This window comes from Microcystis wesenbergii NRERC-220 (assembly GCF_032027425.1).
Classification (GTDB): domain Bacteria; phylum Cyanobacteriota; class Cyanobacteriia; order Cyanobacteriales; family Microcystaceae; genus Microcystis; species Microcystis wesenbergii_A.
Window position 1 is genome coordinate 3388803 of sequence record NZ_JAVSJA010000001.1, and the last position, 13400, is coordinate 3402202.

13 protein-coding genes and 1 pseudogene are annotated in these 13400 nt (G+C 44.0%); 5 read left to right on the plus strand and 9 right to left on the minus strand.

Annotated features, from left to right (window positions below; genetic code table 11):
- Positions 1-97: 97 nt before the first annotated feature.
- Positions 98-1153, minus strand: a complete 1056-nt coding sequence (gene plsX, locus RAM70_RS16515) for a phosphate acyltransferase PlsX (protein WP_312674675.1) — start codon at positions 1151-1153, stop codon at positions 98-100.
- A 149-nt stretch (positions 1154-1302) separates the two neighbouring features.
- Between plsX and RAM70_RS16520 the strand changes: the two genes are divergently transcribed.
- Positions 1303-2595, plus strand: a complete 1293-nt coding sequence (locus RAM70_RS16520) for a D-alanyl-D-alanine carboxypeptidase (protein ID WP_045357711.1) — start codon at positions 1303-1305, stop codon at positions 2593-2595.
- Positions 2596-2682: 87 nt separating this feature from the next.
- Here RAM70_RS16520 and RAM70_RS16525 read toward each other — a convergent pair whose 3' ends face one another.
- The 4 genes from RAM70_RS16525 to RAM70_RS16540 all read right to left on the minus strand — a co-directional run bounded on the left by RAM70_RS16525 (position 2683) and on the right by RAM70_RS16540 (position 5757).
- Positions 2683-2805 (minus strand): hypothetical protein, encoded by a 123-nt coding sequence (locus RAM70_RS16525; protein ID WP_274518324.1) that lies wholly within the window; start codon positions 2803-2805, stop codon positions 2683-2685.
- A 10-nt stretch (positions 2806-2815) separates the two neighbouring features.
- Positions 2816-3877: an N-acetyl-gamma-glutamyl-phosphate reductase gene (gene argC / locus RAM70_RS16530; protein WP_045357713.1), complete on the minus strand. Its 1062-nt coding sequence runs from the start codon at positions 3875-3877 to the stop codon at positions 2816-2818.
- Between the two features lie 540 nt (positions 3878-4417).
- A complete protein-coding gene (locus RAM70_RS16535; protein ID WP_002787479.1) occupies positions 4418-4681 on the minus strand; it encodes a DUF3146 family protein in 264 nt (87 codons plus the stop codon).
- An 86-nt stretch (positions 4682-4767) separates the two neighbouring features.
- On the minus strand, positions 4768-5757 hold the full coding sequence (locus RAM70_RS16540; protein ID WP_312674677.1) for a DUF389 domain-containing protein: 990 nt from the start codon (positions 5755-5757) through the stop codon (positions 4768-4770).
- 122 nt (positions 5758-5879) lie between these two features.
- Between RAM70_RS16540 and RAM70_RS16545 the strand changes: the two are divergent.
- Positions 5880-6311, plus strand: a pseudogene (locus tag RAM70_RS16545) (hypothetical protein); the annotation flags it as partial.
- 638 nt (positions 6312-6949) lie between these two features.
- On the opposite strand, the gene RAM70_RS16550 reads toward RAM70_RS16545, so the two are convergent.
- The 4 genes from RAM70_RS16550 to RAM70_RS16565 form a co-directional block, all read right to left on the minus strand.
- Positions 6950-7507, minus strand: coding sequence for a 50S ribosomal protein L25/general stress protein Ctc (locus RAM70_RS16550; RefSeq protein ID WP_045357724.1), 558 nt, complete (start codon positions 7505-7507; stop codon positions 6950-6952).
- Positions 7508-7534: 27 nt separating this feature from the next.
- A complete protein-coding gene (locus tag RAM70_RS16555) occupies positions 7535-8878 on the minus strand; it encodes an adenylosuccinate synthase (RefSeq protein WP_045357727.1) in 1344 nt (447 codons plus the stop codon).
- Between the two features lie 127 nt (positions 8879-9005).
- Complete coding sequence (locus RAM70_RS16560; protein WP_190380638.1) at positions 9006-9173, minus strand: hypothetical protein; 168 nt, start codon at positions 9171-9173, stop codon at positions 9006-9008.
- Between the two features lie 60 nt (positions 9174-9233).
- Positions 9234-10397 (minus strand): LptF/LptG family permease, encoded by a 1164-nt coding sequence (locus RAM70_RS16565; RefSeq protein ID WP_190380637.1) that lies wholly within the window; start codon positions 10395-10397, stop codon positions 9234-9236.
- 207 nt (positions 10398-10604) lie between these two features.
- Between RAM70_RS16565 and RAM70_RS16570 the strand changes: the two genes are divergently transcribed.
- The 3 genes from RAM70_RS16570 to RAM70_RS16580 all read left to right on the plus strand — a co-directional run bounded on the left by RAM70_RS16570 (position 10605) and on the right by RAM70_RS16580 (position 13282).
- A complete protein-coding gene (locus tag RAM70_RS16570) occupies positions 10605-11651 on the plus strand; it encodes a dipeptide epimerase (protein ID WP_312674680.1) in 1047 nt (348 codons plus the stop codon).
- 123 nt (positions 11652-11774) lie between these two features.
- A complete protein-coding gene (locus tag RAM70_RS16575; protein WP_045357735.1) occupies positions 11775-12818 on the plus strand; it encodes an N-acetyltransferase DgcN family protein in 1044 nt (347 codons plus the stop codon).
- Positions 12819-12937: 119 nt separating this feature from the next.
- Positions 12938-13282, plus strand: coding sequence for a hypothetical protein (locus tag RAM70_RS16580; RefSeq protein ID WP_312674682.1), 345 nt, complete (start codon positions 12938-12940; stop codon positions 13280-13282).
- The last annotated feature ends 118 nt before the right edge of the window (positions 13283-13400 follow it).

A 13400-nucleotide genomic window follows, 5' to 3' on the forward strand; every position in this document is an offset into this window, starting at 1 on the left:
TGACCAGATTTGAGTATTAGGTGAGAAGTATTAAATAGCAGTTTCCTACTGTCTTTTCACTAATTACTGATAACTGATCACTGAAAAGGCTCACGGCCTAATCTTCACTGTTCACCGACAACTTTTTTAATTGATGATGGTGGTCATTGTAGGCTTGAATGCGCTCAGAAACGCGATTATCGACGGCATTTTTCGCCTGTCGGATGGCGTTAAAAATTGAAGGCGCTTGGGAACTGCCGTGACTGATCACACAGACCCCATCGACTCCAAATAACAGCGCACCACCGTGTTCTGCGTGATCCATGCGTTGTTTGATCTGTTTAAGATTGGGTTTAATTAAAGCCGTCCCGACTTTACCCTGTATCCCCTTAGGTAATTCCTCTTTGAGAATTTGTAGGATAATTCCCCCCACCGCTTCGGCAAATTTTAACAGGACATTACCGACAAAACCATCGCAGACGATCACATCGAATTGTCCCGATAGCACATCCCGGCCTTCAGCATTGCCGATAAAGGGAATTTGCTGGTTATTTTCTAATAATTCGTAGGTTTTTAGGGCGAGATCGTTACCTTTGCTGGCTTCTTCGCCAATATTGAGTAAACCGACTTGCGGTTCTTCAACACCCATAACGTATTTACTGTAAATTGTCCCCATTAGGGCAAACTGCTCTAAATATTTGGGTTTACAGTCCACATTCGCCCCGACATCGAGAATAATCACCGATTTACCCGCCAACATCGTCGGCAGCACCGCACCGATCGCCGGGCGATCGATTCCTTTTAAACGACCTAAACGCAGTAACGCTGCCGCCATGGCCGCTCCGGAGTGACCAGCGGACACCACCGCATCGGCGCGATTTTGTTTGACTAAATCCATGGCCACATTAATCGAGGCCGCTGGTTTGCGACGGATAGCGGTGATCGGCTCTTCGTCCATGGCCACCACTTCCTCTGCGTGGACGATGGTGAGATTCTTGGGACGGGGATGATGCTGGAAATAAGCCTCAATCCGTTCAGAATCGCCGACTAATAATACTTCTACATCTAATTCTTCGGAAGCTCGCATCGATCCCGCGATAATCTCGTTGGGAGCGTAGTCACCTCCCATCGCATCTACCGCGATTCTTGCCCGATTTAATGCCGTTTCTGCCATTGAGTCAGTGGGATAGAAATCTTTAATAAGTTGAGCGGCAGCTCTTGAGAAAAGCTGGCCGATCGAGGATTAGTGTTTTCTGATCGAGCAATTGTTAAAAATTACCAATCATCTCTATACAATAAGGCATCATTGCGATTAAGGAAAAGATGTTCTCAGTTTTTAATTTGGCAGTTTTCGGCTTTCTCTTCGGTTGGCTGGGGGGGCAATCCCAACCGATCGCCAATATTCCCCTAATTTCTTGGCAAAATCAACCTATTTTCGACCTTCCCACCGATCCTGATCCGCGGGTGGCGGCGATCGTGGCCGATTATCTGCAAGACTTGACGAAAAAAGGTTTAAACTCTAGTCAACAACGGGTCTTAATTGAGACGGAATGGGCTGATTTAGCCGATCATCAGGGTAATCTGCCCGCTTCGGGGGCTTCTTTAACTAAAATCGCCACTACTCTCGCCGCCGTGGAAACCTGGCCTCTCGATCATCGTTTTGCTACTCGTTTTTACAGCACGGGAGAGCTAAAAAACGGGGTGTTAGAGGGAGATTTAATTATTGAAGGGGAAGGGGATCCTCTCTTTGTCTGGGAAGAAGCGATCGCAGTGGGCAATGGCCTCGATCAATTAGGTATCCGTCAGGTCAAAGGCGATCTGATCATTACGGGTAAATTCGCCATGAATTTTCAAACCGATCCCCTCAAAGCGGGAGAATTGTTGAAAATTGGGCTTGATCAATCGAAATGGTCAAAAGAAACCCAAAAAGCTTTTCAGAGCCTTCCTAGCGGCACACAAGCCCCACAGGTGAAGATTTTGGGCATGGTTCGAGCCAGTCCAATTCGCCCCGAAAATGCCCGATTATTATTGCGTCATCAGTCCTTGACTTTAACGGAACTGTTGCGTCAGATGAATATTTATAGTAATAACGTCATGTCAGAAATGTTAGCGGAGCTGCTCGGTGGTCCGGCAGCAGTGGACGCAATTAATACTAAAATTACCGGGGTAGGAGCGGAAGAAATTCAATTAATTAATGGTTCGGGATTGGGTGTAGAAAATCGCTTGTCTCCCCGGGCAGTTATTGAGATTCTCAAGGCCTTGGATCGCAAGTTAGCCAATCAACCGATTAAAGTAGCTGATTTATTTCCGGTGGGGGGACGCGATACCAAAGGAACTATGCAGTGGCGGGCCATTCCTAAAGGAGTGGTGATTAAAACTGGAACTTTAGCCCAAGTTAGCGCTTTAGCCGGAGAAATTCCCACCCAAGAAAGGGGTAAAGTTTGGTTTGTAATTATGAATGCTGGTAGTGGCAATATCGAGGGATTCAGAAATCAGCAGGATCGGGTGTTACAAGCTTTAGATCAACACTGGCAAATTCTCCCGGAAGCTACTAAAGGATCGATTCCTGAAAGGGCTTTTTTAGGTGATCCCAGTCGGATAAGTCAGGGTTTCTAAGGGGTTGATATCAACTTGACAATCAAATTTAGTTTGGTGATGAGGAACTTTAGCAAGGTTTTATATTCACTTTTGCCGATCAACTGACTACTTTTCTGCCATTTTCTCCTTGTCTTTGCTGCCAATCGGGAAACATCGCATCTCCATCATAGTGACAAAATTTTGCCAGTTTTTCCCGAAATTGAGCAAAGGATGCGTGGTTAAACGCATCCTGGAATTTTCAAGGATAAAAACACATTTGCGGCAAAGCAAGGGATTCTTCCCAACCCATCATGAGATTGAGACATTGTACCGCTTGTCCCGATTGTCCCTTTACTAAATTATCGATCGCTGACATCACTATCACTCGATCGGTTCTCGGATCCACTTCAATACCGAGATAACATAAATTAGTACCACAGGCCCACTTAGTTTGTGGATAGACTCCCCCGGGTAGGATTTTGACAAAGGGAGAAGCGCGATAAAAAGCATTGTAAATAGTGATTAAATCATCCCGCACCAGATTGGGATCTCGCAAAGTTGCGTAAACTGTGGACAGGATACCCCGAACCATGGGCATTAAATGGGGAGTAAACTGGACGCGCACCTCATGACCGGCTAAATCACTGCAAATCTGCTCAATTTCGGGAGTATGACGGTGTTTTCCCGCTACATTATAGGCCCCGATCGAACTATCTGCTTCTGCCAATAACATATTAATCTTAGCTTGTCTTCCCCCTCCCGAAGTTCCTGATTTGGCATCAATAATCGTGGTTTCCGGGATAATTAAACCCTGTTTTAACAGGGGAGAAATCGCCATTAAACTAGCAGTAGGATAACATCCGGGGCAACCGATCAAAGAGGCATTTTTAATATCTTCCCGATAAAGTTCCGGTAAACCGTACACAGCCGTAGATGCGATCGCTTGATCCTGACGTTCCTTGCCATACCATTTACTATAGGTTTCTAGGCTAGTAAAACGATAATCTGCCGACAGATCCAACACTTTACAGCCTTTAGCGAGCAAAGGAGGGGCTAAATCACAGGCTAAACCATTGGGTAAACCCAAGAAAACCACTTGACAACGGGAGGCAATTATCTCCAAATCGATCGCCTCCACATTAAGATTAATACTATGACCGAGATGGGGATATAAATCACTGTAGGGTTTCCCCGCACTACTATCGCCCCCCAGATAGACTAATTCGACAAGGGGATGTTCTTTGAGCAAACGTACCAACTGTACGCCACCATATCCCGAAGCACCGACAATACCCACTGAAACCTTCTGTCCTTGCGTCATTTCCCTTGTTCCTAAAAATTCTTATCGTTAATATAACGCTTTGCTATGGCCGAATTTTAGCCTAACCGGCAGGATTTAAATCAAAAAACTTCCTGTAAAAATCTAGTATCTCGGCCGGGTTGTCCATAAACCGTCAATAGACCTCTTGTAAAAATCAAAAATTGTTGTTAGGGTTAGGAGTCAGTAGCCAGTAGCCAGTAGTCAGGAGAATTAAGAATGAATAATAATCAGTTAAATGGTCTATTTATAGACTTTATGCTATTTAATGCTTATTTTTGCCGTTTTTGAACTCTGAAAAATTAATTATGCAAGAGGTTTAATTTCTCTTGATCAATAGGCTGTTATCTTAATGATGAGGTACAAAGTTTTCCTTTTATGATGCCAAATTAAGTACCTAAGCAAAATTAATTACACATATCTAACCACCTCTTGCCTCTTGCCTCTTGCCTCTTGCCTATCTTGACTAGGAAATTAATTTTGCACGACTACTTAGGTTAAAATTCATCCTCAGGAGAAAAGCTGTAATTCAATCCCCCATATTTAAAATTTTGATCGCACTGTAAATTCATAATCTCCCCCCGGTTCTAACTGATAATCGTAGCGTTCTAAAAACCGATTCAAGGGTTCAAAAATCAAAGCCCTACCTAGGGAAGGTTGTACTAATAACTTGCCTTGAAGAAAATGCCATTGAAAACGCCATTGATATTCTTCCGTCCGCACTTCCCCCTCTAATTTACCCGTTTGCCAAGATTGCTTAATTATCCGCACATAAGCCGTGCTTTCTGGTCGATTGCCGCCACTCACCTGAACCCTACCTATAGATTAAATATCAAACATTAAGATAGCGAATTAATCCTTGTTTGTCATTACTTGAGCCAATTTTCTCGACTCTATTCTGGGGAAGTGACTTCATTAACCTTAGAAACCAAGACGTTTAATTGAAAAGGTCGCCCCATTTCCTTAGTAATGAATTCTTCCAACAATTCCACCTGTCTGGGAGTAATGCTTTCGGCGGTTCTCACTACTAATCTCACCCGGGGAGGCTGCTTGAGCCAATTAATCGAAGATTCCAATAATTCTGCCCGTTGAAAAGTAATCGTTCGTTGTAATAAAGCTTTTTTGATCAACCTTTCTAAGCGAGCTTGATTAGCCAGAGTTGCAAAACTTATTCCTAACGGAATTAGCAAAACTGCTGTCAGGATAGAAGTCAAAATTAGAGCGTTACGCGCCCGATGAAAATTAGAATAACCAGCCAGCAAAAAGACCAATAAACAGGAGAGAGCAATGCCTAATAAATTGGTAATATATAACAGAGTTGCTCCCAAACTTAGGACCCAATTGCCTTGGGATAATCCTAAACCAATCGTACAAACTGGTGGCATTAAAGCCACGGCGATCGCTGTTCCTGCTAAAGTACCTGAAATTTTCGGTTCTATTTTGGCATAACCACTGATTGCCCCCGCGGTAATTGCCACTCCTAAATCTAAAAGATTCGGTTGAGAACGGGCTTGAATTTCACTACCAAATTCAGAAATTCCGATCAATAATCCTAGCAACCAAGCTATCGCTAAAGCGATAATCGTACCGACTAAAATCGCCAAGGCTGACTTACGAATTAATCGCCAACTGCCAATTAAACCACCAAAAGCCAGACTACGAATCGGCAACATTAAAGGGGCAATAATCATCGCCCCAATAATCACGGCTGCACTATTGGCAACTAAGCCAAAAGTAGCGATCGCACAAGAACTAACAATCAAAGCTAGATAGGGAAAATCAAGGGACGCTTCTAACCATAAATCGCGCCACATAGCCCGCGATTGTTGCCAGGTCAAGGGTTTTCTTGAAAACCACGAGTGGGGTTGTTCTTTTCTGGTCATGGGGCTGAGGAAGATAAACTTTTCTTTTACTTATAGCTTTTTTTGTCTAATCAATGTATATTTGTATCATTTTCTTTAACTAATCTTACCATTTTTTTCTTGGCCTCGATTGATGAAACCTCCTGCCCTCTGCCGACCGCCTCCTGCCTTCGTTAACGCCCCTAGGCCAAGTAGAAATTAGCAAAGAAATTACCGACGAAACCCGAGAGATTGATCTATTTTTTTCGCCTCATCCAGAGGGGCAAATAACTGTCGATAATCTAGGATTATTAGGTCAAATTGCCCTAAATAGCACTCTCCTAGAACCCGATCGTAATTCTCCCACTCGTGCCGATGTGCGTAATTGTCTCTCGAAATTAACCGCCGTTTTTGCTGAACTACAGCGACAGGCCAAACGAGAAAATAGCCCCTACAATGAGGAAAATTTGCCCCGTTTATGGATTCTTGCTCCTCTGGTTAGTGAAACTATATTAAACGGTTTTGGGGTGGCCTTAGACCCGAATTGGCCCGAAGGGGTCTATTTCTTGCCTCCTTTACAGCGCACGGCTATTATCAATCGAATCCGCCCGCGAGGAGCTATTTAAGCGTTTTTGTGATCTAACTCCCCAGTAGATGGAAGCAGGGAGAGGGGAGCAGGGGAGAGGGGAAAAGGGAGAAAAAAGCGTTCGACTGAGCTCACGCCGAAGTCTGTCTCCTCAATCCTGAATCCTCAATCCTGAATCCTAACCCAATGGTAGATGTTGGATTTTTGCAGGAGTTCTATTTTCCGCCAAAGATAAACAAAAATTATCTATTGACTCCAAAAACTTGAGAATATTTAAATTAACATTCCGCAATATTTACAAATTCTTAAGAATTAATTGAGAAAGATTTTTATTTAACAACGATGTTGTAATGGTAACAGCGATTTGATAGAATTTCATAGTGGGTTATTTTGTGCTTTTTTGGACAGCAATGGTTGAAACCCTTGCTACAGCTACAGGGTGATCCTAATTAAGACGGGTAAATCGGTCAATTTCACCCACAACGATGATCTTTTTTTTGTGTAGTTTTATTGCAAAGAAAAAGTTTTTTTGACAAAAAGCACAAAGTATGCAGTAGTAGTTATGGCAGAGTGGGGGTTGGGGAGGGGGAAGCTGTCTCATCACCCTATCACCCCAAAACCCTATCACCCGACCACCGATCACTGAATTTACCGTTTAGCGGCAACAACGGCAAAAACGGTGGTATGGGGATCATCTTTTAAAGTCACCCCTTCCGGCATTTTTAAATCACCCACGAGCAGGGATTGCCCCACACCGATGCCCGAAACATCAAATTCGATCACTTCTGGGATATTATCAGCAGTACAGGAGACATTAACTTCGTTGACGAACTGTTCGATTAAACCGCCCTGTTTAGTTCCGATCGCTTCTCCTATGGCTTTAACTGGAACGACGATATCGAGCTTACCGTGGGCAGATACCGAAAAGAAACTGAGGTGATAGAGATTTCTTTTCCAAGCATGAGATTGTACCTCTTGGATCAAAGCTTTTCCCGTCCAGGGCATTTCGGGGACATTCACATCCACCAGGGTATTATTTACCGAGGCTTTTTTCAGTAGGGTTAAGGCCGCTTTTTCAGGAACCACGAGGGAAACCGATTCCGTGCCGTTGTGGCCGTAGAGAACCGCTGGGATCAAACCCTGACGACGTAGGGCCCTGGGGTTAATATTTTCGGGTCTTTTTTGACATTCAACGCTAACTTGCATAGTTGACTAATCCTCTTTGGCAATGATTTAAAATTCGTAATTATCCCAAGGCGAGCCATTTTCGTCCAAAAGAGCGCGTTTTGGCCCATGAATGGGGTCTTCAACGATGATGGTTTGGTCGCGACTAGCTCCTAGGGAGATAATCGCGATCGGTACTTCCATGATCGCCCCTAGGAATTTTAGATAATCGAGGGCCTGTTTGGGCAGCTCTTCCAGACTCCGACAATCGCTGGTGGGTTGTTGCCACCCCGGCATCGTTCGGTAAATCGGTTGACAACGGGCAAATTCCACCGCACTGCTGGGTAAATGGCGACAGGTTTTGCCGTCCAATTGGTAGGCGACACAGACTTTGATTTCCTCTAGGGTATCGAGAACATCTAATTTGGTGATCGCTAGACAGTCTAAACCATTGATTCGCACTGCGTAACGACCGATAACCGCATCAAACCAACCACAGCGACGACGACGCCCGGTGGTGGTCCCGAATTCTGCCCCCCGATCGCACAATAACTGCTCGATCTCCCCCTCTAATTCCGTGGGAAATGGACCTTCCCCTACCCTAGTGGTGTAAGCTTTGGCCACACCGATCACTCGATCGATTACCGTCGGACCGATGCCAGAACCCACACAAGCACCACCAGCGATCGGATTGGAGGAGGTAACGTAGGGATAGGTTCCGTGATCGAGGTCGAGTAAGGTGCCTTGGGCCCCTTCAAAAAGAATATTCTTACGCTTGCGGATTGCTTCGTAGATTTTTAGGGAACTATCGACCACATGGGGACGCAGTATCTCGGCATATTCTAGATATTCCTCGATCACCGTCTTCGCATCTAAAGGCGGTAAGTTATATAACTTTTCTAAAATGACGTTTTTATAATTGATCGTCCATTCTAGTTTTTGCCGCAGATTCTCGGTATTCATCAAGTCGATGACTCGAATGCCGATGCGCTCGGATTTGTCGGCATAGGTGGGGCCAATACCCCGTCCCGTGGTGCCGATTTTATATTTACCCCGTTTTTCCTCGGATGCTTGATCGAGCAGCCGATGATAGGGCATAGTGACATGAGCCGTTTGCGAGATATAGAGATTGTCGGTAGTAACATTGAGGGCGTGTAATTGCGCCATCTCTTTGAGTAACACCGAGGGATCTATGACTGTTCCCGAGCCGATTATACATTCCGTATCCGGGTAGAGAATCCCAGAGGGAATTAGATGGAGTTTGAACGTTTGCCCCTCGACGACGACGGTATGACCCGCATTTACGCCACCTTGAGAACGCACCACCACATCCGCCGATCGACTCAGCAGATCCGTGATTTTTCCTTTTCCTTCGTCGCCCCACTGAGCGCCGATTACAATAACGTTAGCCAAGGTATTTTAGTCTAGCTAAAGTTCACACAAACTTCTATTATCCCTCTTGGCCAATACAACTGTCAAGTTATCTCTCTTAGCTAATTGTGGGGAGAAGGCGAGGGGAAAACTCGCCTATTTTCAGGGTTTATTGACCTTCCCGACTGATTTGACGCTCGATAGTTTCGATAGCGGCATTTAATCCCGCTAGACGGGTTTCGAGGTCATCGCGCATCCATTTGAGGAATGTTAATTTACGCTCTTGACATTCTTGGCGGGAAGTGCTGCCACCAGTGTTGAAGAAGAAGGGAAACATAGACTAAGAGGCCTGCTATAACTCTACGTCTCCTATCTTGACGAAAATTTTTAAAAAAGTCTAACCGTTAAGTCGCCATAATAACCACAGACCTAACCCAAAACCGAAAAAGTTAGGCAGCCAGGCAGCTAGGAAGGGGGAAAGGGTGGCGGTTAGTCCCAAGCTGCCCACTAAGAAGTTTAAAAGATAGTAGAGGAAAACAATGGCGACACTGAGACCGAAACTGGTTCCCCGACTGATTCTTTGCGGTAGAGAACCCAAGGCACAACCTATGGTAGCAAAGACCATACAGACAAAGGGAAAGGCGATTTTTTGCTGGATTCGCACTTGAAAAAACCTGACTCTCTTATCATCGCCACTGAGTTTGAGCAGTTGCACATATTCGATCGCCTGTGGTATGTTCATCTCGTAGGGATCGCGGCTTTGACGAGCAAAATCGAAAGCGGAGCGAGATAAAGCGATTTTTTCGGCTTTAAAGGGGATAACTTGGCTATAGGAGGCGTTAGGGGGGGTTAATTCATAGATAATGCCGTTAAAAAAGTCCCAGACGTTATCGACGGCATTCCAACGGGCCGAATCGGCGATAATAATTTGATTTAATTCTTGTTTTAGCCAACGGATAACGGTGACGGCTTTCATCTTTTCCCCGTCAAATTGTTCCGCATAAAATAAACTTATTAAATTGCGATTAATCGTACCATTTTCTAAGTTTTTTATTTCATAATCGGGATAATAAAAATCTTTATTTTTCCAAAAACTTGCTTCTTTATTAATTTTCTGCACTAAAATTTCTGTGGCTCGATAATTAGCATTGGGAACCACATATTCGTTTAATAAAAATGTCACCACTGTAACTATTAAACTCAGGCAAAAAGTGGGTATAAAAAGACGGTAAAGAGTGACTCCACAGCTTTGCAGGGCAACGGTTTCGCTATCACTACTTAAACGTCCGTAGGTGATTAAAGTGGCCAGTAAAAGGGAAACTGGCAGGGAATAGGTGACAAATTCTGGCACTTTTAACAGGAGAATTTCTAGGGCCGAGGCAAGGGGTAGATTGGCATCAACTACCTGATTAGCTAAATCGGAAAGATTGCCGATCGCTACTCCCAAAGAGGCAAATAAACCAACACTAAATAAAAATGGGGGTAGTAGTTGGCTGATCAGATAGCGATCAATGAGGGCAATACCTCCATTTACCCAGTAAGAAATCTTTTTCTTAATCATTGATTTTGGTTAACTCACTCCTATTTCATCCCATTTCCTAACCCGCGGCCGTCTTGCTTACACCTTCGGTTAGCCTATCATATTTTGTCTTTGACGAAAAACACCGCCGGAAGTTGTATGATTGCGGGGAGAGTGGACAGAAGTAAGGATTTGGGTAAGTGTAGATAATTTTTCTGTTCCTATTCCCCGATCATCCCGAGGTGAATTATGCTGCTAAACTGGCAAACTTTTACTATTCATAAACGAGTACCTTTAAGGATTAGTCGCGGCACTACCAGCGAAAATACTAATATCTGGCTGAAAATTAGCGAGGAAAATATCGAAGGGTGGGGAGAGGCATCCCCTTTTGATATTACCAGCGAGGAGAAAAAACCCGATAAAATCCTGCAAGAATTAAACTCGATCGCTCCTCTTTTACAATCTTTTCACCCCTGTCAACGCCAAGAAATTGAGAAAATTTTATGGCAAAATCAGATATCTTCGGCTACTCGTGCCGCTATTGATACGGCACTGCACGACTGGTTAGGCAAAAAAGCTAATTTACCTCTCTGGCAAATTTTTGGACTCGATCGCTCTTTAATTCCGCCGGTTTCTGTTACTATCGGTTTAAATTCTCCAGAAAATGTGCAGAAAAGGCTGTTAGATTGGCTAGAAATCGGCGATTTTAGCTTATTAAAAGTCAAATTAGGCTCACCGGACGGTATAGAAGCCGATCAAGCCATAATTCTGGCCATTAAAGAAATTGTCCCCCATTTGCCCCTAACTGTCGATGCTAATGGTGGTTGGAAATTTAGCGATGCGGTGAAAATGTGCCAATGGTTAGAGGAAAAAGGCGTTATTTATGTGGAACAACCCCTATCCGTGGGACAAGAACGAGATTTAATTGATTTATACCAAAAATCGCCCTTACCCATCTTCGTCGATGAAAGCTGTTTTTCTAGTCAAGATATCCCGAAACTAGCCGATCGAGTCCACGGCATTAATATTAAACTAATGAAAGCTGGCGGATTAGCCGAAGTGCAAAGAATGATTCATATTGCCCAAGCTTGCCGACTGCAAATTATGTTCGGATGTTACTCTGACAGCAGTTTAGCCAATACTGCCCTAGCACATCTTGGCCCGCTTGTCAACTATCTTGACCTAGATAGTCATTTAAATTTACGCGATGATCCCTTCACGGGATTAAGCTTAGAAAAGGGACGTTTACAACCAAATAATTCACCCGGTTTGGGTGTTAGTTTACGGATAAGCTAAGACGTATTTAAACCGCTTATTCTTAGATTAGCCGAATCTCCCCCAATCCCTTTACTGTTGCCTTTTGCCTGTTGCCTCTTGCCTCGTCTCAACAAGCAATTTAAATTACGAACAGCTTAAAAGATGACTAATTATTTGACTCCTGACAAGAAAGTAGCGATTCTTCTCCATGAAGGAATCAAAGGAACCCGGGGCAAAACCGGATTAAGTTATCTGCGTTACGGGAAAGCGCAGGTAGTGGCGATTATTGACGCAGAAAGTGCCGGCAGCACCTTAAAAGAAGTGGCTGGAATCGATCGCCCCTTGCCGATTGTTGCTACTGTTAGGGAAGCTCTAACCTATCATCCCGATACCCTGTTAATTGGCATCGCACCCTCAGGAGGCATTTTACCCCCCCATTGGCTAGAAGAAATCAAAGAGGGGGTAAATGCAGGGTTATCCCTCGTTAATGGTCTCCATACACCCCTAAAACCCCTTTTTCCTCAGCTTAAACCGGATCAATGGATTTGGGATATCCGTCTGGAACCCCAAGGCTTAAAAATTGGGCAAGCGCGGGCGAAAAATTTAACCTGTCAGCGTATTTTAACCGTAGGCACGGATATGAGTGTGGGCAAAATGTCCACTAGCATCGAATTACATCGGGTTGCCCCAGAAAAAGGGCTAAAATCGCAATTTTTAGCCACTGGACAGGGGGGAATTATGATCGCGGGGAAAGGTGTACCCTTGGATGCAGTGCGCGTCGATTATGCTGCTGGTGCGATCGAGGCTTTGGTGTTAGAATCGGCGGAAAATAACGATATTTTGTTTATTGAGGGTCAAGGCTCTCTTTTACACCCTGGATCCACGGCTACCTTGCCCTTAATGCGTGGCAGTCAACCAACGGGGTTAATTCTCGTCCATCGCGCCGGACAAATTCACATCAAAGATTTACCCGATATTCTCATCCCTCCCCTAACAGAAGTGATTAAACTCTACGAAATGACTGCCAGCGCTGGGGGAAGTTTCGGGGAGGTGAAGGTAAAGGGGATTAGTTTAAATACTTTTCATCTTAGTCCGGAGGCGGCAGTTAAAGCTATAAAAACTGTGCAGGAGGAAACGGGGTTATTTTGTACCGATGTTGTCCGTTTTGGCGGTCAAGGGTTATTATCAGTGATCAGTGATCAGTAAACAGTGATCAGTTAATGACTCCTGTTATCCTAAAAACGGCGATAGATGGGGAGTTTTGCCTTGCCAAATCAGCAAATAGGGATAAAATCAAAACAAATTAGTTTTTCGGCGACCATATCATGTTAACCCCATCGGATAGTAAATTATCTAAGCAGCAGCAGATTCTCTCGGCTGTTTCCGAAGAAGAACAGCTTAAACAGCAACGGATTCAGGAAGTGCTATTGTTAATAGATAGTTTATTCCAAAGAGAGGAAACGACTTTTAGAATTATCATTGACTGTCTTTACGATGTGGGTTCGTTAAATTTAATTAATAAAAAGTTTCATCGTCGTTACTTAAATTGTATTATGAAGGCGATCGCTCGTTTTTCTAAGCCTATATTCAGAATTTATGCTCTCTATTGGGTAAAAAAAAATAGCCCCAAATTAATTACTAATTGGTTGGCTAGTAAGGTTAAATTCTAGCCAAGGATAAACCCCAGAGACAGTGATCAGTAAACAGTAAGCAGTAAACAGTGACCAATCAATAACCACTGATAACTGATATAGCGTTTCTCATCAAGATGAAGTATAGGCTAATCTG

Excerpts from the sequence above, each read along its gene's own strand:
- plsX (WP_312674675.1), bottom strand. The coding sequence starts at position 1,153 with ATGGCAGAAACGGCATTAAATCGGGCAAGAATCGCGGTAGATGCGATG.
- RAM70_RS16520 (WP_045357711.1), top strand. The coding sequence starts at position 1,303 with ATGTTCTCAGTTTTTAATTTGGCAGTTTTCGGCTTTCTCTTCGGTTGG.
- RAM70_RS16525 (WP_274518324.1), bottom strand. The coding sequence starts at position 2,805 with ATGCGTTTAACCACGCATCCTTTGCTCAATTTCGGGAAAAACTGGCAA.
- argC (WP_045357713.1), bottom strand. The coding sequence starts at position 3,877 with ATGACGCAAGGACAGAAGGTTTCAGTGGGTATTGTCGGTGCTTCGGGA.
- RAM70_RS16540 (WP_312674677.1), bottom strand. The coding sequence starts at position 5,757 with ATGACCAGAAAAGAACAACCCCACTCGTGGTTTTCAAGAAAACCCTTG.
- RAM70_RS16550 (WP_045357724.1), bottom strand. The coding sequence starts at position 7,507 with ATGCAAGTTAGCGTTGAATGTCAAAAAAGACCCGAAAATATTAACCCC.
- RAM70_RS16560 (WP_190380638.1), bottom strand. The coding sequence starts at position 9,173 with ATGTTTCCCTTCTTCTTCAACACTGGTGGCAGCACTTCCCGCCAAGAA.
- RAM70_RS16565 (WP_190380637.1), bottom strand. The coding sequence starts at position 10,397 with ATGATTAAGAAAAAGATTTCTTACTGGGTAAATGGAGGTATTGCCCTC.
- RAM70_RS16570 (WP_312674680.1), top strand. The coding sequence starts at position 10,605 with ATGCTGCTAAACTGGCAAACTTTTACTATTCATAAACGAGTACCTTTA.
- RAM70_RS16575 (WP_045357735.1), top strand. The coding sequence starts at position 11,775 with ATGACTAATTATTTGACTCCTGACAAGAAAGTAGCGATTCTTCTCCAT.
- RAM70_RS16580 (WP_312674682.1), top strand. The coding sequence starts at position 12,938 with ATGTTAACCCCATCGGATAGTAAATTATCTAAGCAGCAGCAGATTCTC.